24 protein-coding genes are annotated in these 23,504 nt (G+C 72.3%); 10 read left to right on the top strand and 14 right to left on the bottom strand.

Features of this window, described 5'->3' with window-relative positions; genetic code table 11:
- Positions 1-145: 145 nt before the first annotated feature.
- The 13 genes from MMB17_RS20105 to MMB17_RS20045 all read right to left on the bottom strand — a co-directional run bounded on the left by MMB17_RS20105 (position 146) and on the right by MMB17_RS20045 (position 12,242).
- The gene (locus tag MMB17_RS20105) at positions 146-511 is read right to left on the bottom strand and encodes a hypothetical protein (protein WP_238311262.1); all 366 of its coding nucleotides are present in this window, start codon (positions 509-511) and stop codon (positions 146-148) included.
- Positions 492-1,205 (bottom strand): hypothetical protein, encoded by a 714-nt coding sequence (locus MMB17_RS20100; RefSeq protein WP_420847288.1) that lies wholly within the window; start codon positions 1,203-1,205, stop codon positions 492-494. Before MMB17_RS20100 ends, MMB17_RS20105 begins: the two co-directional genes overlap by 20 nt.
- The gene (gene pqqE / locus MMB17_RS20095; protein WP_241100044.1) at positions 1,202-2,356 is read right to left on the bottom strand and encodes a pyrroloquinoline quinone biosynthesis protein PqqE; all 1,155 of its coding nucleotides are present in this window, start codon (positions 2,354-2,356) and stop codon (positions 1,202-1,204) included. Before pqqE ends, MMB17_RS20100 begins: the two co-directional genes overlap by 4 nt.
- Positions 2,353-3,441: a pyrroloquinoline-quinone synthase PqqC gene (gene pqqC / locus MMB17_RS20090; protein WP_241100043.1), complete on the bottom strand. Its 1,089-nt coding sequence runs from the start codon at positions 3,439-3,441 to the stop codon at positions 2,353-2,355. The genes pqqE and pqqC overlap by 4 nt, the downstream gene beginning before the upstream one ends.
- Positions 3,442-3,622: 181 nt before the next feature.
- Positions 3,623-4,522 carry a pyrroloquinoline quinone biosynthesis protein PqqB gene (gene pqqB / locus MMB17_RS20085; RefSeq protein ID WP_241100042.1) on the bottom strand — a complete coding sequence of 300 codons (900 nt, stop codon included), beginning with the start codon at positions 4,520-4,522 and terminating at the stop codon, positions 3,623-3,625.
- Positions 4,523-4,570: 48 nt separating this feature from the next.
- Positions 4,571-4,660 carry a pyrroloquinoline quinone precursor peptide PqqA gene (gene pqqA, locus MMB17_RS20080; protein WP_007564431.1) on the bottom strand — a complete coding sequence of 30 codons (90 nt, stop codon included), beginning with the start codon at positions 4,658-4,660 and terminating at the stop codon, positions 4,571-4,573.
- Positions 4,661-4,911: 251 nt separating this feature from the next.
- On the bottom strand, positions 4,912-5,616 hold the full coding sequence (locus MMB17_RS20075; RefSeq protein WP_241100041.1) for a response regulator transcription factor: 705 nt from the start codon (positions 5,614-5,616) through the stop codon (positions 4,912-4,914).
- Complete coding sequence (locus MMB17_RS20070; protein WP_241100040.1) at positions 5,613-7,241, bottom strand: sensor histidine kinase; 1,629 nt, start codon at positions 7,239-7,241, stop codon at positions 5,613-5,615. The genes MMB17_RS20075 and MMB17_RS20070 overlap by 4 nt, the downstream gene beginning before the upstream one ends.
- A 137-nt stretch (positions 7,242-7,378) precedes the next feature.
- Positions 7,379-7,585: a hypothetical protein gene (locus MMB17_RS20065; RefSeq protein ID WP_238311268.1), complete on the bottom strand. Its 207-nt coding sequence runs from the start codon at positions 7,583-7,585 to the stop codon at positions 7,379-7,381.
- A 161-nt stretch (positions 7,586-7,746) separates the two neighbouring features.
- Entirely contained in the window at positions 7,747-8,547 is an 801-nt protein-coding gene (locus MMB17_RS20060; RefSeq protein ID WP_241100039.1) for a formylmethanofuran dehydrogenase subunit C, read from the bottom strand.
- Entirely contained in the window at positions 8,544-9,482 is a 939-nt protein-coding gene (gene fhcD / locus MMB17_RS20055; RefSeq protein WP_238311270.1) for a formylmethanofuran--tetrahydromethanopterin N-formyltransferase, read from the bottom strand. The genes MMB17_RS20060 and fhcD overlap by 4 nt, the downstream gene beginning before the upstream one ends.
- A 31-nt stretch (positions 9,483-9,513) precedes the next feature.
- On the bottom strand, positions 9,514-11,157 hold the full coding sequence (locus tag MMB17_RS20050; RefSeq protein ID WP_241100038.1) for a formylmethanofuran dehydrogenase subunit A: 1,644 nt from the start codon (positions 11,155-11,157) through the stop codon (positions 9,514-9,516).
- A complete protein-coding gene (locus tag MMB17_RS20045; RefSeq protein WP_241100037.1) occupies positions 11,151-12,242 on the bottom strand; it encodes a molybdopterin-binding domain-containing protein in 1,092 nt (363 codons plus the stop codon). Before MMB17_RS20045 ends, MMB17_RS20050 begins: the two co-directional genes overlap by 7 nt.
- A 403-nt stretch (positions 12,243-12,645) precedes the next feature.
- Here MMB17_RS20045 and MMB17_RS20040 point away from each other — a divergent pair, with 403 nt between their 5' ends.
- The 9 genes from MMB17_RS20040 to MMB17_RS20000 all read left to right on the top strand — a co-directional run bounded on the left by MMB17_RS20040 (position 12,646) and on the right by MMB17_RS20000 (position 21,717).
- A complete protein-coding gene (locus MMB17_RS20040; protein WP_241102246.1) occupies positions 12,646-13,620 on the top strand; it encodes a beta-ribofuranosylaminobenzene 5'-phosphate synthase family protein in 975 nt (324 codons plus the stop codon).
- A 266-nt stretch (positions 13,621-13,886) separates the two neighbouring features.
- Positions 13,887-14,780, top strand: a complete 894-nt coding sequence (locus MMB17_RS20035; RefSeq protein WP_238311273.1) for an NADP-dependent methylenetetrahydromethanopterin/methylenetetrahydrofolate dehydrogenase — start codon at positions 13,887-13,889, stop codon at positions 14,778-14,780.
- A gap of 23 nt (positions 14,781-14,803) precedes the next feature.
- The gene (locus MMB17_RS20030; RefSeq protein ID WP_241100036.1) at positions 14,804-15,964 is read left to right on the top strand and encodes an ATP-grasp domain-containing protein; all 1,161 of its coding nucleotides are present in this window, start codon (positions 14,804-14,806) and stop codon (positions 15,962-15,964) included.
- On the top strand, positions 15,961-16,932 hold the full coding sequence (gene mch, locus MMB17_RS20025; protein WP_241100035.1) for a methenyltetrahydromethanopterin cyclohydrolase: 972 nt from the start codon (positions 15,961-15,963) through the stop codon (positions 16,930-16,932). Before MMB17_RS20030 ends, mch begins: the two co-directional genes overlap by 4 nt.
- A 163-nt stretch (positions 16,933-17,095) precedes the next feature.
- Positions 17,096-18,010: an ATP-grasp domain-containing protein gene (locus tag MMB17_RS20020; protein ID WP_241100034.1), complete on the top strand. Its 915-nt coding sequence runs from the start codon at positions 17,096-17,098 to the stop codon at positions 18,008-18,010.
- A gap of 3 nt (positions 18,011-18,013) precedes the next feature.
- Positions 18,014-18,892, top strand: a complete 879-nt coding sequence (locus MMB17_RS20015) for a triphosphoribosyl-dephospho-CoA synthase (RefSeq protein WP_241100033.1) — start codon at positions 18,014-18,016, stop codon at positions 18,890-18,892.
- A gap of 241 nt (positions 18,893-19,133) precedes the next feature.
- Complete coding sequence (gene fae, locus MMB17_RS20010; RefSeq protein ID WP_238311278.1) at positions 19,134-19,643, top strand: 5,6,7,8-tetrahydromethanopterin hydro-lyase; 510 nt, start codon at positions 19,134-19,136, stop codon at positions 19,641-19,643.
- A 314-nt stretch (positions 19,644-19,957) separates the two neighbouring features.
- Positions 19,958-21,241 carry a sensor histidine kinase gene (locus tag MMB17_RS20005; RefSeq protein ID WP_241100032.1) on the top strand — a complete coding sequence of 428 codons (1,284 nt, stop codon included), beginning with the start codon at positions 19,958-19,960 and terminating at the stop codon, positions 21,239-21,241.
- Positions 21,242-21,354: 113 nt separating this feature from the next.
- Positions 21,355-21,717: a response regulator gene (locus MMB17_RS20000; protein WP_238311280.1), complete on the top strand. Its 363-nt coding sequence runs from the start codon at positions 21,355-21,357 to the stop codon at positions 21,715-21,717.
- A gap of 7 nt (positions 21,718-21,724) precedes the next feature.
- Here the strand turns inward: MMB17_RS20000 and MMB17_RS19995 are convergent, their stop codons facing one another.
- Positions 21,725-22,405 carry a HisA/HisF-related TIM barrel protein gene (locus MMB17_RS19995; protein WP_241100031.1) on the bottom strand — a complete coding sequence of 227 codons (681 nt, stop codon included), beginning with the start codon at positions 22,403-22,405 and terminating at the stop codon, positions 21,725-21,727.
- A 36-nt stretch (positions 22,406-22,441) separates the two neighbouring features.
- Here MMB17_RS19995 and MMB17_RS19990 point away from each other — a divergent pair, with 36 nt between their 5' ends.
- Positions 22,442-23,482 (top strand): hydantoinase/oxoprolinase family protein, encoded by a 1,041-nt coding sequence (locus MMB17_RS19990; protein WP_241100030.1) that lies wholly within the window; start codon positions 22,442-22,444, stop codon positions 23,480-23,482.
- The last annotated feature ends 22 nt before the right edge of the window (positions 23,483-23,504 follow it).

Below are 23,504 nucleotides of genomic sequence, written 5' to 3'. Positions count from 1 at the left end.
ATCCTCCGGAAGGCTTCCCTGTGCCGTGTCGCCGGGACCCTGACAAAGGCCCCGCCGCCGGCGGCGAGCGGGACGACACCTAAGACATCAGACCCAGAATGTCAAGATATTATTCCCAATCGCGCAGTGCACCGGGAGCCCTTGGTCAGGACGCGCCGCGGTAGCAGCGGATCTCGGCCTCGGCCTGGGCGCGGCGGAGGTCGGCGACCTTGTCGTCGAACATCTTGGTCGACTTGAAGGCATTGGTGCGCTGGCCGATGCCCTGGCGCATCGAGAGGATCGTGCTCGCCTGGACGTATTTGTCGTAAGGAAGGATCGCGGCGAGGGCGTCGAGCGAGCAGGAGCATTTCTCCATCGCCTCGCGGGTCTGCCCGTTGGCGGCCATGCAGCCGAACACGTAATCGACCCGCGCATCGGTCGGGTAGTCGTTCTCGTCCGCCCGCGCCGGCAGGGCCAGCGCGGCGGCGGCGAGACCGGCGAGGAGGCCGGCCTCAAGAATCCTTCTGCGCATAATCCAGCCTCTCCTCGAGGAGCTCGCCCCCATCCGGCTTCTTGGCCCGCGCCTCGATCGAGACGATCTCGCCGGGCACCTCGGGGGCGGTGACGAAGGTGTAGGTGAGGGCGTCGAAGCCGCGCATGCGCTCGGTCTGGGCGTCGCCGACGAAGGGCTGCATCTCGACGCGCCAGCCATCGACCTGACGGCCCTTGTAGGTGACCTGGGTCGGGGTCACCGTCGCCTTCTCGCGCAGACCCTTGCGGATCGCGTTCTTGATGTAGCGCGGATTGGCATCGAGCAGGCCGGCGAGGCCCTTGAGGTGGTTCTCCAGGAACAGCGGCAGGATCGGGTTGCCGGGCATGTCCTCGAAGGGGCCGGCGGGCACGCGGTTGGCGCCGGAGAACATCTGCACCTCGATGTTCCGGCTGCCGGCATCCTTGGCCGGGTCGATCTTGAACTTGATCTCGTCGTTGATCGGCGGGCCGTAGGGACCCTTGGCGATGCCGGAGCGGCGCAGATAGGTGTAGGTGATGGTGCTGCCCGGCGCCGCGTTCTTCATCTGCGGCTGCTCGAAGAGCAGGTCCGCGGCGTTGGGCGTCGCCGAGGTCGCGGCGGCCTGCGGGGCGGGGGCTTTCTCGTCGGCCGGCGCAGCCTGCGCCAGCCCGATGCCGGCCAGGAGCAGGCCGGCGGTGAGCAGGGGGCGTTTCACAGAGGGGCCTTTTCTTTCAACGGATCCTGCACGTTGGATCCGATGGTGCGGTATATATAGTCGGGCGGGTTCTCGGCAGCCTCTTCCCGGGCGAGATCACGCATTTTCGAATGCAGCGGCGAGAGCGAGCAGGCCGGGTCGGTGGCCGCCGCGTCCCCCGCCAGGGCCAGGGCCTGGCAGCGGCAGCCGCCCCAATCCTTCTCGCGCCGGTCGCAGGAGCGGCAGGGCTCCTTCATCCAGGCGGTGCCGCGATAGGCGTTGAAGGCCGGCGAGCGCGTCCAGATGTCGCCGAGGGCATGGTCCTGCACATACCAGAATTCGAGGCCGGGGATGGTCTCGGCGGCGTGGCAGGGCAGCACCTTGCCCTGCGGCGTCACGTTCATGAGCTTGCGGCCCCAGCCACCGGCGCAGGCCTTGGGGTACTTGGCGTAGTAATCCGGCACCACGAGGTCGATGACGAGCTGGCCCTTCAGCCGCTCGCGGGCCGCCTCGACGATGCGGATCGACTCGTCGACCTGGGCCTTGTCCGGCATCAGCGCCGCGCGGTTCACGTAGGCCCAGCCGTAATACTGGGTATGGGCCACCTCCAGCCGCTTGGCCCCGAGCTTGACCGCGAGGTCGATGAAGCCCGGCACCTCGTGGATGTTGCCGCGGTGGATCACCGAATTGAGGGTCAGCGGCAGGCCGAGCTCGGTGACCCGGGCGGCGAACTGCATCTTCTGCGGCTGCGCGTTCTTCAGCCCGCCGATCTTTTCCGCGTTCTGCGCGTCGACGCCCTGGACCGAGAGCTGCACATGGTCGAGGCCCGCATCGTAGAGGGCGTCGAGCTTCTGCAGCGCGCCGCCGACGCCGGAGGTGATCAGGTTCGAGTAGAGTCCGAGCTCCGCGCATTTCGCGGTGATGGCGACGATGTCGTTGCGCGCGGTCGGCTCGCCCCCCGAGAGATGGACGTGGAGCACCCCGAGCTTGGCCGCCTCGGTGAAGACCCGCAGCCAGGTCTCCGTGTCGAGCTCGGCCGAACGGCGGTCGAGCTCCAGCGGGTTCGAGCAATAGGGGCAGCGAAGCGGGCAGCGATGCGTCAGCTCGGCGAGCAGGCCGACGGGCGCCGGGATCACTTCGGCGGGGGAGGGGGCGGGCGTCGGTGCATTCATCGCTCCAGAACCCTTTTGGCTGCGAGGTCGGCCAGCATCACGCTGATATCGGCCTCGATCACCGCCCGGTCGGCGGCATAGATCTCGGCGAGTTCGCCGGCGATGTCGCCGACGCTGCGGCTGCCATCCACGAGCTTGAGGACGGCGACGGCGTTGTCGTCGAGGTCGAAGGTGCGCTCGGGCGCGAGCAGGACGTGCTTGCCCCGGACGTCGTCGAAGCGCAGGCGCACGCCGCGGGGCAGGCGCGGCACGTCGCCCGAGGCGAAGGCGCCGGTGGCGGATGCGGGCGCCGTGGCGGCGGCGGCCTCGCGCACCAGCCCCTCGCCCGGCTGCCAGGCATCCGGCGGGATCATGCCGGGGGACACGTAGGCGAAGTAGAGCGCGTCGAGCTGCGTCCAGAGCACGTTGCACTTGAAGGTGAGCGCGGCCATCGCGGCGCGCTGCAAGGCCGGGGTGGTGGCGTGCTGCTTGACGTAGTCGAGGGCGAAATCGGCGTCCCGCGGCGCCTGGGTCAGGCGCTTGTCGAAATAGGCCAGCGTCTCCTTGGTGATGAAGTCGTAGTTCTTCAGCATCCCGGCGACGCGCTCGGAGATGATGGTCGGCGAGAACATCTCGGTCAGCGAGGAGGCGATGGCCTCGAGCAGGCTGCGCTCGGAGACGAAGTGGACATAGGCGTCCACCGAGAAGCGGGTGGCCGAGAGGAGGCCCTTGGTGGAGAGCACGTAATCGCGGTCGAAGCCGACGCCCTCGGCGAGCTTCAGCCAGCGCTCGATGCCGCCGTCGCCTTCGTGATCGCCGTCATGGTCGACGATGCGCTGGCGCCAGATCCGGCGCAGCGCGGCATCCTGCATGCGCGCGAGCACCGCGGCGTCCTTCACCGGGATCATCGCCTGGTAATAGTAGCGGTTGAGCGCCCAGGCCCGGACCTGATCCTTGTTCAGCTTGCCGTCGTGCAGCAGCCGGTGGAACGGGTGCAGGTTGTGGTAGCGGCGCGCGCCGATGTCGCGGAGCGCCGCCTCCAGCTCGTCATGGCTCAGGAGGCGCTCGTCGGCGTCCGGGACCGGGGTAGGGAACTGGGCAGTCATGGTCTTCGGCTTTCCCGACTTGGTTCGCGTTTCCTGGAGCTTTTTTTAACATGGGCCCCGGCCGCCCCGAAGGACAGCATGGCCACCGCGCGATTGTATCGCGCAAGAGATATTGGTTCCGGCACTAAAATTCCAGGCCGCCCGCCCCGCGCGGAAGCCCCCTGTGCGCTTTGGCGGCGCCTCAGAGCGCGAGGGTCAGGCCGTCATGGCCGACGATCCAGCCCCGCGCCTCCACGCTCGCGCGCTCGGGCGAATCCTCGATCAGCACCGGGTTGGTGTTGTTGATGTGCACGAAGATGCGGCGGCCGATCGTCGTCTGCGCCAGCGCGGCGATGGAGCCGGTCTCGCCGTTCATCGGGAGATGGCCCATGCGCCAGCCGGTCTTGGTGCCGACCCCGGCGCGGATCATGTCGTCGTCCTCCAGCACCGTGCCGTCGAAGAGCAGGGCGTCGACGCCCTCGATGCGGGCCTTCAGGTCCTCGGTGACGCGGGCGCAGCCGGGGATATAGGCGAGGCGCTTGCCCCCCGCCTCGATCATCGCGCCGACCGTGGTCTCGGTCTCGGCGCCGATCTGCATCGAGGCATCCTCCAGCCAGAGCGGCACCTTGCCGGGCACGGCGAACAGGGTGACCCGGAGGCCGGGCACGGGCTCGAAGCCGTCGTTCAGCGCGATCGGCTGCCGGGTCACCTTGTCGGCGGCCATCACGTCGAAGACGCGGTTCTCGTTGATCGAGCCGAGGATGCCCGCCGTGCCGTAGAGGGTGAAGGGCTGGCCCTCGCGCAGGGTGAGCAGGCCCGCGACGTGGTCGACGTCGCCGTTGGTGAGCAGCACCGCGTGGATGGGGGAGTGGCGCAGGCCCTGGCGCGGATGCATCTCCGGCACGGCCTGGATCTGTTGCCGGATGTCCGGCGAGGCGTTCACGAGGAGCCAGCGGTCCCCATCGGGGGAGACGGCGATGCTCGACTGCGTGCGCGGCTTGACGCGGGGGTCGCCCGCCCAGGCCAGGGCGCAGATGGAGCAGCGGCAGTTCCACTGGGGAATGCCGCCGCCCGCTGCCGAACCGAGGACCACGAGACGCATGGAACGGATCCGACGCTGCCTTACGATCCCCGGACGGCGACGAACACCTTAGTTGAAGGTGTCGATCTCGGCCGACTCGTAGCTCGTGACTTCCATGCCGACGCAGATCTCGGAAACGACGGGGGCAGCCCACTTCATGGTGTTTCTCCGCTGTTTATGAAACGTCAGCAGCATCCGGAGCAACTCTCTAAGAAGTTCCTAAGATACTGACGGCGCAGTGGTTTCTGTCGCGGGAGGTATATCGCCAATTCGCGGCCTGGCCGCAAGAGCTAAATTGCCGATTTTTCCCGTCTTCCGTGAATCAAACCGTGAACGAGGCCGTGACCGGAGGGCGCACCCGCCCCGTCCGACGCCGTCGGACCGGGACATGGCTCGGGCGCCCCGCGGGCTCAGTGCCGGTAATCCGGCCCCTTGAGGTCGAGCATGAAGCCGCGCCCCCGCACGGTGACGATGACGGGGCCGCCGAATCGCACGAAACCCGAGAGCTTCGAGCGCAGATAGCCGACATAGACGTCGACCACGTTGAGGGAGAGCCCGCCCTGGCTCGCCCAGAGCTTGTCGAAGATGTCGCCCCGGGAGACCGGCTTGTTGACCTCCTCCATGAGCAGGGCGAGCAGCTCCGCCTCCCGCGGGGTGAGCCGCGCCGAGGCGTCGCCGAAGCTGACCTGGCGCACGGTGAGGTCGAGGGTGAGGCGCCCGGCGGTCACGATCGTGCGCGGGGTGTCCGCCTCGCGCCGGCGCAGGAGATGGGTCTGCAGGCGGGCGAGCAGCTCGTCGAAGTCGAAGGGCTTCACGATGTAGTCGTCGGCGCCGATGGCCAGGCCCTCGGCCCGGTCGCGCACCTCGTCGCGGGCGCTCAGGAACAGGATCGCGCCGGGATAGCCGCCCTCGCGCAGGGAACGGCAGACGTCGTGGCCCGAGCCGTCCGGCAGGGTGATGTCGAGCACCACCGCCTCCGGCGCCTGGTCGCGGGCCGCGGTCAGCGCGTCCTCGACGCGGCCGGCGACGCCCACCGAGAACCCCTCCGATTCGAGGCCGCGGGCCAGCATGCCGCGGATGTCTCCGTCATCCTCGACGATCAAGATGCGTGTCATGCCACGCTCATCCTCCCCGTAGGCGCGCGTTCCGCGCCGGCCTCGCCCGCCATCCGTTCCGGCGGCAGGTCGAGGGTCACCCGGGCCCCGCATCCGTTCTCGCCGGAACCGAGGCCGATCCGCCCATCATGGCGCTCTATCACCCAGCGCGCCAGAGCCAATCCGATGCCGAAGCCGGTCTCGCCGGAGCGGCCCTCCCGCCGGAAGCGCTCGAACAGGCCCTCGCCCGGCTCCGGGAAGCCGGGGCCGTCGTCGATGATCGCGATGCGGGCGCCCCCCTCCGGCGTCGGCTCCAGGCGGACGACGATGCGGCAGAGGCCGGTCGCGTGCCGGAGGGCGTTGTCGATCAGGCTCTCCACGACCTGGCGCAGCCATTCCGGGTCGGCGCTGATCTCGACGTCCCGGTCGCCCGGCTCCAGCGTCAGGGCGACCCGGCGGCGGGCGGCCTCGGAGCCGGCGCTGTCGACCGCCTCGCTCAGGATGGCGACGGCGCTGACCGGGCGCCGGTCGAGCTCGATCTGACCCGATTCCGAGCGCGCCACCCGCAGCAGGTCCTCGACCCGGCGCTTGAGCCCCTGCGCCCGCTTGCGGATCGTGGCGAAGACCGGGGTGAAATCCGTGGGCCTGTCCGAGGCCCGGGCGGCGCTGCGCGAGGCGATGTCGCATTCGCCGAGGATCACGGTGAGCGGCGTGCGCAGCTCGTGGCTCACATCGGCGAAGAAGCGGCGGCGGGAGCGGTCGACCATCTCCAGGCGCGCATTGGCCGCGCGCAGATCGGCGGTGCGGGCGGCGACCGTGTCCTCCAGGGCGGCGCGGTCGGCGGCGAGCCGCCCCTCGCGCCGGGCCAGGCGGGCGACCATACGGTTGAAATTCGCCACCAGCAGGCCGAGCTCGTCCCGCCCGGTGAGGGACAGGCGGGTGTCGAGGGCGCCGCTGCCCACCGCGCTCGCCGCCCGGCGCACCGCCTCGATCCGGGCGAGAACCGGCCGGGTGACCCGCCGGTAGAGCAGCAGCACGAGGCCGAGGCCGAGCAGGACCGCGATCAGCGAGGCGACGGCGAGGCGCCGGGAGAGGGCGCGGGCCTCCTCCTGGCCGGCGGTCATGCTGCGCCGCTCCGCCTCGATCAGCAGGGAGAGGGGCGGCCCGGTCATGGCGCCGAAGCCGTTCAGCGTCCCCTGGATCGCGCTCTTGCGCTTCTCGGGATCGGTCTCGCGCTGGACCAGGGCGACCTGCCGGTCGAGGATGACGCGGGCGGCGCGCACCTTGGCCAGGGGCCGGGTGCGGGCGAGGTACTGCATGCGCTCGGCGGGATCGTCGCTGGCGCCCATGCCCCGGCCCAGGGCCTCGTCGACGGTGTTCAGCGCCTTGTCGACGGCGTCGCGGGTGACGGAGAGGGCTTCCGGCGGCGCCTCCGGATTGCCGACGCTCTCGATCGCCGCGAGGCCGTACTGCGTCAGCCGGCCGGACAGTTCGGCGAGCAGCTCCAGCCGGCCCTGGGCGGCGAGCGTACGGTCGATGGTGCGCTCGGCCAGCCCGATCGACCAGTTCACCCCGGCCGCGGCCAGCACGACGATCAGCGCGGTGCCCCCGAGCAGCAGCGCGAACCGGACCTTCAGCGAGCGCATGGCGTCCTTCCCTGCCGCGGGCGCGGCGGCGGGACCTTGTCACCGGGCCCGGGCCACCTCAAGGCCTTGCGGGATCGGCCGATCCCGCCTCGAGCCGTCCCGCGGAGGCGGAGCCGAACGCATGAGCGCAACCCGCCTCACAGATCGTTCGGGATCTGCCCCTTGGAGGCGCAGCGCCAGCGCTCGACATGCCAGTCCGGATGCTCTTCCTGCCAGCGGGCCAGGGTGCTCTGGGAATTGCGCAGGCAGAGGAAGGGGTTGGGATTGTCGTAGGAGAGGTTGATCCGCTCCTCGCGGCAATGGCTCGGCTGGGCGATCAGGCAGACGGAGAGCAGGAGGAACATGCCGGCTTCGGGGCTCGCGGGGACACAGCCGGCGCCGATCGGCGCCGGCCGCCCCGGCAAGATCTGGGACGAAGCGGCAGGGTGGCAAGTGAAATCCTGCAAGGGCGACCGTTCACGATCGCCGCATCGGCACGATCGTGCCTATCGGACGCCGTGCGGGCTCAACCCGCCGGCGTGAACAGCTCGCCCTTGCCGAGGGTGGCGAGGTCGCCGGAATAGCGGCGCAGGCCGCCCTGCAGCAGCCCGGCCTGCGGCGCGCCGATCCGGGCGAGCTGGCGGGCGAGGAGCTTCGGGTAGACCAGCTGGTCGAGGAGGCCGGTCTCGGCGAAGGTCGGCAGCAGCGCCCCGTGCCGTCCGGCCACGATCGTGCCGCGGCGCATGCCGTAGCCGGGATGGTCGCCGAGGGCGCCCGCGACGATGGTCCCGGCGATCATGCGGGAGGCGGCGAAGGCGCCGGCCTCGCCGACCAGGATCAGCCCGCGGCGCATGCGGTCGCCGAGATGGTCGCCGGCCTTGCCCTTCACGATCAGGGTGGCGCCGTCGAGGCCGGCCTTGGCGGCATAGACCGCGCCGCCGGCATGGGCGCCGGCATCGCCCTCGATGGTGATGGTGCCGCCGGTGGCCCCGGTCCCCGCATAGGGGCCGGCCGCGCCGGAGACCGTGAGCGTGCCGCCGGCCATGCCCTCGCCGAGGCGCTGGCCGACATCGCCCTCGACCCGGATCGTGCCCTCCGAGAGGGCCGCGCCGACCCGGTCGAGCCGCTCGGAGCCGCCCTCGATCACCAGGGTGTCGGAGCGGTCGAGGGTGATCGCGAACAGGTCGCCCAGCGTCACGCCGGTGCGGCTGGTGCCGACCGGGAGCCGGGCCGCCTCGGCCTCCGACAGGGCGGAGAGGGCGAGCGGGGTGACGGCGCGGAGGTCGATCCGCTCCGGCGGGGCGGCGCGCAGCTTGAGGGTGCTCATGCCGTGGGCGCCTTCTCCAAGAGGTCGCGCAGATGGTAGTGGTGGCGGCCGAGGTTGCCCCCGTAATTGCCCGCGGTGACCGCGACCAGGCCATGGGCCGCGCCGACCTCCGTCGCCGCATGCAGGCCCGCCCGCATCGATTCGGCCACGGCCTGCGAGGTCAGGGCGTCGATCACGATCTCCAGCACCACGCCGCATTCGGGCGGCAGGGCCGAGCCGGCCCGGCCCTTGAGCGTCGGGCAATAGGCGTCGTTGGTCGAGGCCATCATGCCCTTGGTGCGCCCGCCGACCTTCGAGCCGGAGCGGACGATGCCGCCGGGGAAGGGCAGGATGGCGCCGGGCACGGCCTTGGCCGCCTCCACCGCGATCTCGGCGACCTTCAGGGTGTCGGCATGCCGCCGGCCGAGGAAGAGCAGATTGCCGCCGCCCACCGCGCCCTCGACGGCGCGGGTGGAATCCTCGCACAGGAACTCGCCGTCCATGACGGGGATGCGCCAGTAGCGGCGCATCTTGCCGTTGGCGTCGGGCAGGCGCTTGGCCACGGCGAAGCCGTCGCCGAAATAGCGGATCGCCCCGCCGAGCTTGATCTTGGTCGGCCCCTCCACGCCCGCGTAGCAGGCGGTGCCGGGGCAGGTGAGGATGCACTGGCCGACGCGCTTGAGCAGCTGCTCCTTGAGCCCGTTCGGCTCGAAGCCGAACAGCAGGATGCGCACGCCCGGCCGCCCGTCCGGCGTCTCCTCCGGGGAGAGCTCGGCATCGATGCCCGCCTCGGCGCCGCAGCCGATCACCGAGGTGGCGAAGCCGGTCATCACGGTGGCGGCGATCATCGCCCATTTGGGCGTGTCGTTGGTCACGACGATCGCGGTGGCCGCGACGTCGAAGGCCTCGGCGAAGGTGTCCTCGACCTTGATGCCGTTGAGGATGAGGTCAGCCATCGTCAGTTACCTTGGCCCGGAGGCATCAGCGTCACGCCCGGCATGCCACGTCCTCGAACACGGCGGCTTCGGGGAAGGCGGCGTCGGGCACCGCGAAGGTGTCGAGGCCCGCGCCGAAGCGGTCCTGAAGATAGGCCTCGCTGCGCCTGGCGATGGCGGGATCCGCCTCGACGTCGAGCTCCAGGGTCTTGCCGAAGCCCCATTCCACGACCTCGCCGTCCTCGACGATGGTGCGGCCGTCCTTGAGCACGAGCTTGGCGTTGGCGAACATCGCCGTGCGGTTCTTGTCGTCGCGGTAGATCGCGACGTCGGCCCGGGCGCCGGGGCGCAGGTGGCCGCGATCGGTCAGCCCGAGGAGCTTGGCCGGGCCGGAGCGGGTCAGCTGGGCGATCTCGCTCAGGGTGTATTCGCGCTCGATGCTCGCGAGGCCCGAGCGCTCCGAGACGACGGCGGGCAGGGTGGCGATCTCGCGGGCGCGCTCCTCCGCATCCATCAGCAGGTGGATGATGCGCGGATACTCGGTGAAGACGCCGCCATTGGGATGGTCGGTGGTGAGGATGGTGCGCTCGGGATTCGACGAGAGCAGCATCAGCTCCAGGCCGATCGCCCATTGCAGGGACGAGACCGGGCCGCGGGGCCGGTAGAGGAAGGGCACCACGCCGCCGCCCTCGGCATCGCCCGCCTGCAGCACCCACTTCTTCGGCTTGGCGCCCTTGCGGCCGCCGAACTGGCGCAGGATGTCCAGCGAGATCGTGACGGTCTGGCCGAACACGACCTGGCCGACATCGTAGGTGGCGTTGGGATGGGCCTCCATCGCCGCGGTGATGCGCTCGGCCGCGGAGCGGAAGCCGCCGGTCAGCGGGTTCTCCGGGTCGGCGACGCCGTAGGCGTAGAACTGGGCATGGGCGAAGTGGATGCGCCGCCCCTCGGCCGCCTCCAGGGTCGCGACGAAGGAGTCGTCGGCGCCCGGCAGGCCGAGATTGTTGCAGTGGACGTGGAGCGGATGGGGCACCTTGATCGCCTCGACCGCGTCGAGGAGGGCGCCCATGATCTTGCGGGTCGAGAGACCGTAGCAGGGGATCTCGTCGTCGAGGCTGAGCTTCAGCACCCCGTCCTTGAAGGCGGAGGCGCCGCCCGCGTTGATGCATTTCACGCCGAGGCCGCGGGCATGGGCCAGGGTGTGGGTGACGAGGTCGCGCACCGCGTCCTTGCTCTCGCCGTCCCGCAGGAGGGCGAGGAGGTGGTCGTCGTTGCCCATCACCGCGAGGCCGCCGCGGTCGAGGAGCGGGATGTCGGCGAGCTCGAGATGGGTGGCGAGGGCGTTCGAGGGCGGCAAGGCCGGCTCGACGGCGGTGGTGTAGCCCATCCGCGCGTAGTTGGCGCCGATCCAGGCCCCGGAGCCGCCGGCATGGGCGAAGGGATGCCCGTCGGGCGCCGATTCGCTGACATAGAGGTCGGGCAGGAGCAGGCGGCTCATCACCACGTTGCCGCCGGCGATGTGCGAATGGACCTCGACGCCGCCGGCCATCACCACGCAGCCGGTGGCGTCGATGGTGCGGTCGGGGGTGCGGTCGCCTGCGGCGACGATGCGGCCGTTCTCGACGAAGACGTCGCCGACGGCGTCGCGCCCGTCGGTCGGATCGACGACGCGGCCGCCCTTGATACGGATCAGCATGAGGCGGCCTTCTTGCTCGGGCGCTTGCTCAGGAGGCTGGCGCGGATGCGGGCGAGAACGTCGGCGGCGGTCACGGCCTCGGCCGGGCTCGCCGCCTCCTGGAAGGCGACGACGCCGCGGCGCTCGTGCCAGAGGGCGCCCCCCGTGGAGGCGCCGGGCACGCCGACCGTGATGACGATCTCGGCGGTGCCGGGGCCGGCCTCCGGGCTGCCCTCGCCGACGACGGCGATGGCCGGCAGGCTGCCGAGCCAGGCGGGGCGCGGGGCGGGCAGGGCGGCGAGCCAGAGGGCGGCATCGGCCTCGCCGGCGGCGATCTGGCGGGCGCTGTCGAAGCGCCAGGGATCGTGCTCCGGCAGGGCACGGCCGAAGCCGACGCGGGGCGCCTGGCCGGTGGTCCAGGCGGAGAGCTGGAGCACGGCGCGCCCCTGGAAGGGATCGGCCAGCGGCAGGGCGAAGAAGCGGGTCGCCTCGTTGAGGTCCCGGATCAGGCCCTGCAGCATCTCGACCCCCAGGGTGCCGAGCTCGCCCGCATCGTAGACGACGACGCCGTACCGGGCCGCGGCCAGCCGCTTGCCGAGGTCGGAGAAGGCCTCGTCCCCGGCGAGATGCCCCTTCACGAAGGCGCGCAGGTGGCCGAGCGCCACGGCGAGGCCCTGGCTGCCGGCGGCATAGGCGACGTGGCGGGTGCCGCCGTTCTGCGGCCCGCCGAGGGAGAGCAGGGCGCGCTCCGCGCCCGCGGCCCGGCCGCGCACCGGCTTCGTGCCGGCGATCTCGGCGAGCAGGCCGCCGTCCCAGGGGCGCTGGCCCAGGGCGAGCACCACGTCGGCGCGCCCGATCGTCTCGGCGGCGGTGGTGGTCATGCCCCCGCCGGCGCTCAGGGATTCGAGCTCCGCGTAGAGATGGTCGCCCGAAACCGAATCGAGCGAGGCGCCCGCCGTCTCGGCCAGGCGATAGGCGGCCCTCACGGCCGCGAGATCGGCGCAGAGGCCGGCGATGACCGGCGTTCGTGCCGCGGCGATCAGATCGGCGGCGGCCCCGATGGCCGCATCCAGATCCACCGCGCCTCCCTTCACCCAGGCTGCCATGTCGGGTCCCGTGGTTTCTTGGTTGGCCGGGCGGGGCACCTTGGTGGCGGCGCCTTCGCCCGTGAAAGAGCTGAAGCGATCCGCCGGGATGCCGCCTCATGCTGGCATCCGACCACGCCGTGACGCGAAGGCGCCGGCGCTTCGGGGCTGATCAACCCGTGGCCGGCTCCTGCAGGCCGGCGCCCCGGTTTTGCATCCCCGGCCCGCGCCCCGCAAGCCCGGCGGTCGCAAAAAAGCGACGCTCGCCGGGCGCTTGCGCGTGTCTCGGGGCCGCCGGGGGCACCTTGCCGGTTGTCGCGGCGGCGCACCCATGGGAGAAGCCGGCCCGCGAGTCACGGGCCCGGCAGTCGGGACCCGGCCGGCGGAATGAGGCAGGATCGTCGTGGCCGAGGCCTCCGACAGGATGGGCGAGACGACCACCGGCTCCGTGCGCGGCGCGCCCGGCGTGCGGGTCCGGGCCCCGGCGCGGCTGCATTTCGGCTTCCTCGATCTCAATGGCGGCCTCGGGCGGCGCTTCGGCAGCCTGGGCCTCGCCCTCGACGCCCCCGCGGTGCAGCTCGTCGCCCGCCCGGCCCGGCGGGCCGCCGCGAGCGGGCCGGAGGCCGAGCGGGTGCGCAGCTACCTCCTCGCCGCCGCCTCCCATCTCGACGTGCCCGACGCCGCCGCGATCACGGTGGAGGAGACGATCCCTGCCCATGCCGGCTTCGGCTCGGGCACGCAGCTCGCCCTCTCCGTCGCCGCGGCGCTGGCCCGGCTCAACGGCCAGCCCTTCTCGCCCGACGACTTCGCCGACGTGCTCGACCGCGGCAACCGCTCCGGCGTCGGGCTCGCCGCCTTCACCCAGGGCGGGCTGATCGTCGACGGCGGCCGGGACGAATCCGGCGCGCCGCCCCCGGTGATCGCGCGGCTGCCCTACCCGGAGGCCTGGCGCGTCGTGCTGATCCTCGACGAGGCCGCCATCGGCGTGCACGGCTCCCGCGAGACGGAAGCCTTCCGCGACCTGCCCGTGTTCGATGCGGGCCAGGCCGCCGAGATCTGCCGCATCGTGCTGATGCAGGTTCTGCCCGCCGCCGCGACCGCCGAGCCCCGGGGCTTCGGCGCCGGCATCACCGCGATCCAGAAGCGGATCGGCGACCATTTCGCGCCCCATCAGGGCGGCCGCTTCGCCAGCCCCGCCGTGGCCGAGGTGCTGGCCGCCATCGCCGCCGAGGGCATCCCGGGCTACGGCCAGTCCTCCTGGGGGCCGACGGGCTTCGCGCTGATGCCGTCCCAGGCCGAGGCCGAGGCCCTGGTGGCGCGCCTGGAGCGGCCCGGCCGCCTGCGCTTCGTCATCGCCAAGGGCCGCAATGCGGGCGCGAGCGTGCTCGACATCGCCTGAGAATCGGCCCGAAAATCCGCCCGGTCCGGGAAAAGGGGCCGAGCCCTCAGGTTTTCTTCACCCGGGGGTTGAAAAACCATCGCTTGACCGGTCCTGCCGGGATCGGCTTTGGACTGGCCCGCGAGGGGCGGCACGCCGCGTTCGGGCGCCGGCCGCGATCCGATTCATCGGGTCGAAACCGGCGCCCTGTCATCAGTTTCGACGCGCATCCCCGATTGCCGGATTCGCCTTAAGCTCCCGGCACGGAGCGCTCTAGGGAGACGACCATGGCCCGTTCGATCCTTCACATGCTGACGCCGCTCAAGCACATGAGCCCGTTCGACGTGAACATGGCGATCGATGCGGGCTTCGAGACCCTCGTGACCTATACCGGCGTCGACCTCGCCGACGTGGTCTCCCTGACCCAGGATTCGATCTTTTCCCGGGCGCCGCAGGACGGCGTGCGCACCGGCATCTTCATCGGCGGCAAGAACGCCGAGGACGCCCTCGACATGATGGACCGCGCGAAGAAGGCCTTCGTGCCCCCCTTCGCCAACCATGTCTTCGCCGATCCGGCGGGCTCCTTCACCACCGGCGCGGCTATGGTCGCGGAGGTGTCCCGGGCGCTGAAGGCCAAGTTCGGCACCGACCTGAAGGGCAAGCGCATCGTGATCTTCGGCGGCGCCGGCGTCGTCGCCTACGTGGCGGCGGTGATCGGGGCGCTGGAGGGCGCGAAATCGGTGCTGGTCGGCCATGACGGCGAGGAGCGCGTCTCGAAGATCGCCTTCACCATGAAGTGGCGCTTCGGCATCGAGGTCGGCGCCGTCGACGGCTCGACCCCGGAGGCGCGCCGCGCCGCCATCACGGATGCCGACGTGATCCTCTCCGCCGGCCCCGCCGGCATCCCGATCCTCTCGGCGAAGGACCTCGAATCCGCGCCGAAGCTGCTCGTCGCCTCCGACGTCAACGCCGTGCCGCCGGCCGGCATCGCCGGGATCGACGTGAACGCCAAGGACGTGCCCCTGCCCGCCGGCAAGGGCGTCGGCATCGGCGCGCTGGCGGTCGGCAACGTGAAGTACCAGACCCAGTGCCGCCTGTTCCGCCGCATGCTCGAGGCGGACGAGCCCCTCTGCCTCGACTTCCGCGACGCCTACAAGCTCGCCGTGGAGATCGCGGGCTGACCCCGCCGATCCGGTGACACCGGATGGGGCGTGAGGCCTCCCCGGCCGGGGAGGCGATCCTCATCGCCGCGCAGTCGGGGCGGGCGCTGGCGGAGGCCGCGCGGCGGGCGGGCCTGCGCCCCCTGGTGCTCGACCTGTTCGGCGATGCCGATACCCGCGCTTTGGCGGAGGCCTACCGGCCGCTGCCCGGCCGCTTCGGCACGGGCCGCCTCGGCGGGGCGGCGCTGCTCGCCGGGCTGGAGGCCCTGGCCGAGGGGGCGGGGCGCCTGCGCGGCGTGGTGCTCGGCTCCGGCTTCGAGGGCGCGCCCGACCTGATGCGGGCCATCGCCGCCCGCTTCCCCCTGATCGGCGCCGAACCGGAGACGGTGGCCGCGCTCAAGGACCCCTTCGCCCTGGCCGCGCTCTGCGCCCGCCTCGGCATCCCCCATCCCCCCGTGACGCGGGAGCCCGTGCCCGACCGGGCGCGCTGGCTGCTCAAGCGCGTGGGCGGCTCGGGCGGCAGCCATATCCGCGCGGCCACCGCGGGCGCGGCGCCCCCGGGGGGCTATTTCCAGGCGCGGGTGAGCGGGCGCGCCTTCGCCCTGAACGTGCTGGCGGATGGGCGCGGGATCACGCCCCTCGCCCTGACCGAGCAATGGAGCGCGCCCTCGCCCCTGCGCCCCTTCCGCTATGCCGGCGCCCTGGCGCGGGGGCGGGGGGAGCCCGGCCCGGTCCCGCCCGCGCTGGTGGAGCGGGTGAGCGAGGCGGTCGCCCGCCTCGTGGCGGCGACGGGGCTGCGCGGCCTCGCCTCCGCCGACCTGCTGATCGACGGGCCGGATTGGTGGCTCATGGAGATCAATCCGCGCCCCGGCGCCACCCTCGACGTGCTCGACCGGCAGCCCACGCCCCTGCTTGCGGCGCATATCGAGGCTGCGTTCGGCCGCCTGCCGCCCCCGGAACCCGCACCGGAGGATGCGGCCGGCGCGGAGATCTGTTACGCGGCAAGCCGATACGCCCCGGTCCCGTCCCTGGACTGGCCCGGCTTCGTCCGCGACCGCCCGGTCGCCGGCTCGGTCGTGGCCCGGGATGCCCCGCTCTGCACGCTGCTGGCCAGCGGCCCGGATGCGGGGACGGTGCGAGAACGTTTGCGGGAGCACGCGGAGGCAACGCGCGCCCTGCTGGAGGAGACGGAGACAACACGATGAGTGCCGAGCAGACCTATCCGAGCGTCAACGCCCTGGCGGCCCCGCTGGTGGAGCGCCTCGCCGCCGACGCCGCGCTGCTCCGGCTCGCCGTCACGCAGGAGAACGGCGCGCGCATGATCGATGCGGGCGCCTCCGCCCGCGGCTCGATCGAGGCCGGCCGCCGCATCGCCGAGATCTGCCTCGGCGGCCTCGGCACCGTGACCCTCGCCCCCACCGGCCCGATCGCCTCCTGGCCCTATTCGGTGGTGGTGCATTCCGCCGATCCGGTGCTGGCCTGCCTCGGCAGCCAGTATGCCGGCTGGAGCCTCGCCGACGAGACCGGCGAGTCCGGCTTCTTCGCCCTCGGCTCCGGCCCCGGCCGCGCCGTCGCGGCGGTGGAGGAGCTCTATCACGAGCTCGGCTACCGCGATTCCGCCGACCGGATCGCCCTGGTGCTCGAATCCGCCAGCGCCCCGCCGGCCTCCGTGGTGGCCAAGGTCGCCGAGGCCGCCAAGGTCGCCCCGGAGAACGTGACCTTCATCTACGCCCCGACCCAGAGCCTCGCCGGCGCGACCCAGGTCGTGGCCCGCGTGCTGGAGGTGGCCCTGCACAAGGCGCACACCGTCGGCTTCGACCTGCACAAGATCCTCGACGGCATCGGCTCGGCGCCGCTCTCGCCCCCGCACCCGGACTTCATCCAGGCCATGGGCCGCACCAACGACGCCATCATCTATGGCGGCCGGGTGCAGCTCTTCGTCGATGCCGACGATGCCGAGGCCAAGCAGCTCGCCGAGCAGCTGCCCTCGACCACCTCGAGCGACCACGGCGCCCCCTTCGCCGAGATCTTCTCGCGGGTGAACGGCGACTTCTACAAGATCGACGGCGCCCTGTTCTCCCCGGCCGAGGCGATCGTGACCTCGGTCCAGACCGGCCGGACCTTCCGCGGCGGCCGCCTCGAGCCGCAGCTCGTCGACGCCTCCTTCGCGTAGGACGCAACCGGAAATCCCTCTCCCCTCCGCGGGAGAGGGTGCCTCGCGGAAGCGAGGCGGGCGCGGGGGCGGCGCTTCCGGAGACGGCGCTCCCCTCACCCGACCCGCTGTGCGGGCCCCCTCTCCCGCTAGAGGGGCGAGGGCGACAGAAACGGACAACGACATGCGCATCGGGCTCGCGGCCGATAACGGCACCTGGCACAAGACGCGGCTGCGCGAGGCCCTGCGCGCCCACGGGGTCGAGCCGGTGCTGTTCTCCCTGGCCGACGTCGCCGTGGTGACCGGCGGGGGCGAGCCCCTGCGGGTGCCGGGCTTCGAGGACAGGCTGCCGGACGGCGTCCTTCTGCGCACCATCGCGGGCGGCACCTTCGAGGCGACGACGATGCGCCTCGGCGTTTTGCATGCCCTCGTCGCCTCAGGCGTGACCGTCTGGAACGGCCCCGTGGCCATCGAGCGCTCCGTCGACAAGGCGGCGACCTCGCTGATGATCGCCCGGGCCGGCCTGCCGACCCCGGACACCTTCGTGTTCTCGAAGCGCGAGGCCGCCGCCGACTGCGTCGCCCGCGAGGCGGGGCCGGGCCGGCCGCTGGTGCTCAAGCCGCTCTTCGGCTCGCAGGGGGAGGGGCTGATGCTGATCGAGCGCCCCGAGGACCTGCCGCCGGAGGAGGCGGTGAGCCGCGTCTATTACCTGCAGCGCTACGTGCCCCGCCGGGACGGGCTCTGGCGCGACTACCGGGTCTTCGTCTGCGAGGGCCGGGCCATCGCCGGCATGATCCGCGAGGGCGACGGCTGGATCACCAACGTCCACCGGGGCGGCCGCCCCTTCGCCTGGGAGGTGCCGGAGAAGGCCGGCGCCCTGGCCGAGGCCGCCGCGGCGGCGATCGCCGTCGACTATACCGGCGTCGACCTGGTCGAGGACGGGGAGGGGGGCTTCCTGGTGCTGGAGGTCAATTCCATGCCCGCCTGGTCCGGCCTGCAACAGGTGACCGAGACCGACATCGCCGGGGCCGTGGTGCGCGGCTTCCTCAACGCCGTCCATGCCGCCCGCCCGCCGCGGCTGGTGGCCTCGCAGGGCTGACGCGTGGCCGAAGGCGGCGCCGAGGCGGGGACCGGGCCGGGCCGGGCGCTCCCGCAGGCGGTGATCGCCGACCTGTTCCGCGCCGCCTGCCTCGCCGAGCTCGACGCGCTCAAGCCCGGCAACGTCCATGCCTATGCCGCCGGCCACCGCATGGAGGTGGACGACTTCGTCACGAGCGCCGCGGTCGCCGCGCCCCCCCTCGCCGAGGCCGGCGCCGCGGTCGGGCGGCGGGTGCGCGGCGCCGTCGAGGCCACGATGGCGGCGGTCGGCCAGAACACCAATCTCGGCATCCTGCTCCTGTGCGCGCCGCTCGCCGCCGCGGCGGAATCCGCCCGGCCCCTGGGGCAGGCCCTGCGCGGGGTGCTCGGCGGACTCGACGCGCGGGACGGGGCAGAGGTCTTCGCCGCGATTCTCGCCGCCAATCCCGGCGGCCTCGGCCGGGCCGCGGGCCACGACGTCGCCGGCCCCGCCCCGCCCCTGGCCGAGGCCATGGCGGAGGCCGCCCCCCGGGACCGCATCGCCCGCGCCTACGTCACCGGCTTCGAGGACCTGTTCGCGATCGGCCTGCCGGCCCTGGCGGCGGCGCGGGCGAAGGGGCTCGCCCCGCCCTGGAGCACGACGGCGATCCACCTCGCCTTCCTCACCGGCGTCCCCGACAGCCACATCGCCCGCAAGTTCGGGCCGGAGCGGGCGGAATCGGTGCGGGCGGAGGCCGCGGCCGCCCTCGGCGCCCTCACGCCGGGCGAGGCCACCCGGGACACGCTGCTCGCCCATGACCGGCGCTTGAAGGAGGCGGGGCTCAACCCCGGCACCAGCGCGGATTTCACGGTGGCGACGCTGTTCCTCGACGCGCTCCTGCGCGCACGGGGAGAGGCCGCCTGACCCCTCGCGGGGCCGGGCGCGCACTACCGTTCGTTCACGCCCGAAAGCAAGGTCTCGCGCGCCGAAAAATTACCGATTTCAGGGCGTTGCCCAGGGTTGTTCCGGGCAGGGGGCCGCTGTAGGGTCCGCGCCGCTGTCCGGGCTAACCGGCTCGGTTCCGAGCGCCGCAAACAAGGATGGCTTCCGGCCTGCCTGCCTCAAGGCAGGCCTTCCTTTGAGGAATCCAGGGAGAAACCCCGACATGGCGAAGATCACCAAGGTTCAGGTCGGCGAGGCCCTCGTCGGCGACGGCAACGAGGTGGCTCACATCGACCTCATCATCGGACCGCGCGGCTCGCCCGCCGAGACGGCGTTCTGCAACGGCCTGATCAACAACAAGCACGGCTTCACCAGCCTGCTCGCGGTCATCGCGCCGAACCTGCCCTGCAAGCCGAACACCCTGATGTTCAACAAGGTCACCATCAACGACGCCCGCCAGGCCGTCCAGATGTTCGGCCCGGCCCAGCACGGCGTCGCCAAGGCGGTGCAGGATGCGGTTGCCGAGGGCATCATCCCGGCCGACGAGGCCGACGACCTGTACATCCTGGTCGGCGTGTTCATCCACTGGGAAGCGGCCGACGACGCCAAGATCCAGAAGTACAACTACGAGGCCACCAAGCTCTCGATCCAGCGCGCCGTGAACGGCGAGCCGAAGGCCTCCGTGGTCACCGAGCAGCGCAACTCGGTGCAGCACCCCTTCGCGGCCAATTAGATCGGGGGCAGTCCTGGGCAGAGCGAGCCTCCGCCCGCACCGCGGGGCCTGCTCCAGCGACTGGCCTCCATCTTTCTTGGACGCTGACTTCGATCGGGACGGTGCGCAAGCGCCGTCCCTTTCTTTTTGAGGCGCCGCGGGCCCCGCGACGGCGCGGCCCAACCCTCTGAGCGACAATGTGAACCTCGCCTTCGACGGGCGCCGCTCCCGCGGGGCTGCGACACGGCGCCGGAGGGGCGTTGGTACGGTGCCGGGCGCTTGCCCAGCTACACGGTTTCGGCAAAGAACGGAGGCCGATCCGTCGTGGTGCTGCCATGTTCGAATTTTTCAGAAAGTTCTGGGAAGCGGACAGTCTCTCCCCGCACGGTATCTGCCTGCTCTGGCGGCCGGAACTGATCTGGACACATGTGGTCTCCGATCTTCTGATCGCCGCCGCCTATTTTTCGATCCCCGGTGCGCTCGCCTGTTTCGTCTTGCGGCGCAGCGATGTCGTCTTCGGCTGGATGTTCTGGAGCTTCGCGGTCTTCATCACCGCCTGCGGCGCCACGCATCTGATGTCGGTCTGGACCCTGTGGGTGCCGGATTACGGGCTGGAAGCCCTGATCAAGGCGGTCACGGCCCTGGCCTCGGTCGCCACCGCCATCGCCCTCTGGACGCTGCTGCCGAAGGCGCTGGCGCTGCCCTCGCCCGGCCAGCTGCGCCAGGCCAACGAGGCCCTCGAGGCCCGCATCGCCGAGCGCGACGCGGCGCTCGCCGCCCTGGAGCAGGCCACGGCCGAACGGCTCCAGACCGAGGCGCTGCTGCGGCAATCGCAGAAGATGGAGGCGCTCGGGCAGCTCACCGGCGGGGTGGCGCACGACTTCAACAACATGCTCGGGATCATGCTCGCCAATATGGAGCGGGTGGAGTGGCAGCTCCCCCCGGACAGCCCGCTCCTGCGCCACGTGCGCAACGCCATGACCGGGGCGGAGCGGGCCGCGGCCCTCACGCACAAGCTCCTCGCCTTCGCGCGCAAGCAGCACCTGTCGCCCGTCGAGAGCGACCTCAACCGCCTCCTCGGCGATCTGGCGGAACTGCTCCAGAGCTCCACGGGACGGGCCGTGCGGGTGGAGACGGCGCTGGCGCCGGACCTGCCGCCGGTCGCCCTCGATCAGAACCAGTTCGAGAACGCCATCCTCAACTGCACCGTGAATGCGCGGGACGCGATGCCCGAGGGCGGCGCCCTCACCCTCGCCACCCGGTTCGACCCGCTTCGCGGCGAGGGCGGCAGCGTCGTGGTCGAGATCCGCGACACCGGGGCCGGCATGTCGCCGGAGGTGGCGGCCAAGGCCTTCGAGCCCTTCTTCACCACGAAGCCCCTGGGGCAGGGCACGGGGCTCGGCCTCAGCCAGGTCTTCGGATTCGTGCAGCAATCCGGGGGCAGCGTCGAGATCGAGAGCAGGCCGGGCCAGGGCACCACGATCCGGATGGCGTTTCCCGCCCTGGGCGCCGCGCCCGCCCCGACTCCAGCTCCCGCGGCCGGCTCGGTCGCGCCGCCGCAGGAGGAAGGCTGGCCGGCGGCCCTCGGGGTCCTAGGTCAGGGATCGGGACGGGCTTGAGGTGCCGAGAGATGACGTTCTTGCCACCTGAAGTTGCCTTATGCTTTGACCCGGGCGCAGGGCGGAGCGGCGACGGCGCCGCTTCGGGGGGCGGGCCCGGGAGAGAGGGAGCGATGGGCGGCAAGCCGATCGTCCTCGTCGTGGAGGACGAGGAACTTCTGCTCGACGTGATCGCGTCGGCCTTCGAGGATGCGGGCTTCGGCGTGCTGCAGGCCAAGACCGGCGCGGAGGCGATCGCCCATCTCGGGAGCGGCCAGCCCATCCACCTGCTGCTCACCGACATCCGCCTGCCCGGGGCGATCGACGGCTGGACCATCGCCGAGCAGGCCCGCGACCGCCTGGCGACCCTGCCGGTGATCTACGTGACGGGCTTCAGCCACGTGGCGCCCCGGCAGGTCCAGGGCAGCCTCCTGCTGCGCAAGCCCTACCGGCCCTCCACGCTGATCCAGGCCGCGCGCCAGCTCGGGGTCGGCTGAGGGGCGGTCAGACGCGACGCAGCCGGCCGTCATGGATCGCGGTGGCGACGAGGGCCCCGGCCACGCCGATCCCGGCGAGCGCCGCGAGATCCTCCGGCCCGCGCACGCCCCCGGCCGCGTGGACGCGGCATCCCGGCGCCAGCGCCCGGACCGCCGCCAGCGCCGCCAGATCCGGGCCCTGGCCGGCCCCGACCCGGGCGAGGGTCATCACGATCACGTCCCCGGGCCAGAGCGCGGGCTCCGCGTGCAGGGCGGCGGGGCCGAGGCGCTCGCCGCCGCGGCTGTCGAGGGAGAGCACGGCGGCCTCGCGGAAGCGCTCCAGGAGCGCGGTTCCCGTCTGGCTCTCGCTGCCGAGCACCGGCCGGCCGAACCCCGCCTCCAGGAAGCGGGCGACGCCCTCTTCTTCCCCGAAACCGGCATCGACCCAGAGCGCGGTGCCCGGGCAGGCTTTCGCGATCGCCGCCAGACTCGCCCGATCGGGCGGGCGGCCGCTGACGATGGCGTCGAGATCGGCGACGTAGAGCGTGTCGGACGGATAGGCGGCCAGAAGCCCGGCGGCGACCTCGGCGGGGCCGGAGCCGCTGGCCAAGGGGGTATGGATCGGGGCATAGGCGTCGCGTTCGCCGGCGCGGGCGCGCACCACCACGCCCCCGCGCAGGTCGATCACCGGGATCACCCGGACCGGCATGTGCCTCTCCTCGAAACCGTTTCAGGACCCTCACGCGTGAGCCAGCATCAAGTCCGGACCGTCGGGTGGGATCTCGGCGGGGTCCATGTCAAGGCGGCGCTGATCGAGGGCGGCCGGGTGCGGGCGGCGCGGCAGGCGCCCTGCCGCCTCTGGCACGGCCTGCCCGCCCTCGACGAGACCTTCGCCGGCCTGCCCGACTGGGCGCGGGGCGAGGCCGACCATGTCGTGACCATGACCGGCGAACTGACCGACTGCTTCGCCGACCGCGCCGACGGCGTGGCGCAGCTCGCCGGCTGGGCCGCCGCGAACCTGACGGGGCGGGTCCGCCTCTATGCCGGCCGGGCCGGCCTGGTCGGGCCTGAGGCCGCCGGGCGGCACGCCGCCGACATCGCCTCGGCCAACTGGCACGCCACCGCCGCCCTGATCGGTCGCCACCGGCCGGACGCGCTCCTCGTCGATATCGGCTCCACCACCGCCGACCTGATCCCGATCGCGGGCGGCCGCCCGGCGGCGACCGGCTACAGCGACGCGGAGCGCCTGGAGACGGGCGAGCTCGTCTATTCCGGCGTGGTGCGCACGCCGCTCGCCGCCCTCGCGAGCCACGCCCCCTGGAACGGGCGCCGGGTCGCCCTGATGGCGGAGTATTTCGCCACCACCGCCGACATCCACCGCCTCACCGGCGACCTGCCGGAGGGGGCCGACCAGCAGCACAGCCCCGACCTCAAGGGCAAGTCGGCGGCCGAGAGCGAGACGCGGCTCGCCCGGATGATCGGCCGGGACCGGGGGGAGGGGAACGCGGCCCAATGGGCGGCGCTCGCCGCCTTCTTCGCCGAGGCGCAGCTGCGCCCGCTGCAGGATGCGGCGGCCACCCTGCTCTCCCGCGCGGACCTTCCCGAGGGGGCGCCCCTGGTGGTCTGCGGCGCCGGCCGCTTCCTGGCCGAGCGCATCGCCGCCCGGCTCGGGCGCCGGGCCGAGCCCCTGACCGGGCTGATCGGCGCGGCCCTGGGGGAGGCCGACCCGGCCTGGGTCTCGACCTGCGGCCCGGCCGTCGCGGTCGGGCTGGTGGCGGCGGCGTGAGAATCGGCGAAGCGACGAGGAG

Source organism: Methylobacterium organophilum (assembly GCF_022533465.1).
GTDB lineage: Bacteria > Pseudomonadota > Alphaproteobacteria > Rhizobiales > Beijerinckiaceae > Methylobacterium > Methylobacterium organophilum.
The sequence above is the reverse complement of the archived record's forward strand: the minus strand, read 5'-3'. Positions and strand labels throughout refer to the sequence as shown.

Bases quoted from the DNA above. Each gene is read 5' to 3' on its own strand.
- MMB17_RS20050 (WP_241100038.1), bottom strand. From the start codon at position 11,157: ATGCTGATCCGTATCAAGGGCGGCCGCGTCGTCGATCCGACCGACGGG.
- MMB17_RS20030 (WP_241100036.1), top strand. From the start codon at position 14,804: ATGGGGCGTGAGGCCTCCCCGGCCGGGGAGGCGATCCTCATCGCCGCG.
- MMB17_RS20045 (WP_241100037.1), bottom strand. From the start codon at position 12,242: ATGGCAGCCTGGGTGAAGGGAGGCGCGGTGGATCTGGATGCGGCCATC.
- pqqB (WP_241100042.1), bottom strand. From the start codon at position 4,522: ATGCGTCTCGTGGTCCTCGGTTCGGCAGCGGGCGGCGGCATTCCCCAG.
- MMB17_RS20070 (WP_241100040.1), bottom strand. From the start codon at position 7,241: ATGCGCTCGCTGAAGGTCCGGTTCGCGCTGCTGCTCGGGGGCACCGCG.
- MMB17_RS20105 (WP_238311262.1), bottom strand. From the start codon at position 511: ATGCGCAGAAGGATTCTTGAGGCCGGCCTCCTCGCCGGTCTCGCCGCC.
- pqqA (WP_007564431.1), bottom strand. From the start codon at position 4,660: ATGAAGTGGGCTGCCCCCGTCGTTTCCGAGATCTGCGTCGGCATGGAA.
- MMB17_RS20035 (WP_238311273.1), top strand. From the start codon at position 13,887: ATGGCCCGTTCGATCCTTCACATGCTGACGCCGCTCAAGCACATGAGC.
- fae (WP_238311278.1), top strand. From the start codon at position 19,134: ATGGCGAAGATCACCAAGGTTCAGGTCGGCGAGGCCCTCGTCGGCGAC.
- MMB17_RS19995 (WP_241100031.1), bottom strand. From the start codon at position 22,405: ATGCCGGTCCGGGTGATCCCGGTGATCGACCTGCGCGGGGGCGTGGTG.
- MMB17_RS20005 (WP_241100032.1), top strand. From the start codon at position 19,958: ATGTTCGAATTTTTCAGAAAGTTCTGGGAAGCGGACAGTCTCTCCCCG.
- MMB17_RS20065 (WP_238311268.1), bottom strand. From the start codon at position 7,585: ATGTTCCTCCTGCTCTCCGTCTGCCTGATCGCCCAGCCGAGCCATTGC.
- MMB17_RS20060 (WP_241100039.1), bottom strand. From the start codon at position 8,547: ATGAGCACCCTCAAGCTGCGCGCCGCCCCGCCGGAGCGGATCGACCTC.
- pqqC (WP_241100043.1), bottom strand. From the start codon at position 3,441: ATGACTGCCCAGTTCCCTACCCCGGTCCCGGACGCCGACGAGCGCCTC.
- fhcD (WP_238311270.1), bottom strand. From the start codon at position 9,482: ATGGCTGACCTCATCCTCAACGGCATCAAGGTCGAGGACACCTTCGCC.
- MMB17_RS20040 (WP_241102246.1), top strand. From the start codon at position 12,646: ATGGGCGAGACGACCACCGGCTCCGTGCGCGGCGCGCCCGGCGTGCGG.
- mch (WP_241100035.1), top strand. From the start codon at position 15,961: ATGAGTGCCGAGCAGACCTATCCGAGCGTCAACGCCCTGGCGGCCCCG.
- MMB17_RS20020 (WP_241100034.1), top strand. From the start codon at position 17,096: ATGCGCATCGGGCTCGCGGCCGATAACGGCACCTGGCACAAGACGCGG.
- pqqE (WP_241100044.1), bottom strand. From the start codon at position 2,356: ATGAATGCACCGACGCCCGCCCCCTCCCCCGCCGAAGTGATCCCGGCG.
- MMB17_RS20000 (WP_238311280.1), top strand. From the start codon at position 21,355: ATGGGCGGCAAGCCGATCGTCCTCGTCGTGGAGGACGAGGAACTTCTG.
- MMB17_RS20075 (WP_241100041.1), bottom strand. From the start codon at position 5,616: ATGACACGCATCTTGATCGTCGAGGATGACGGAGACATCCGCGGCATG.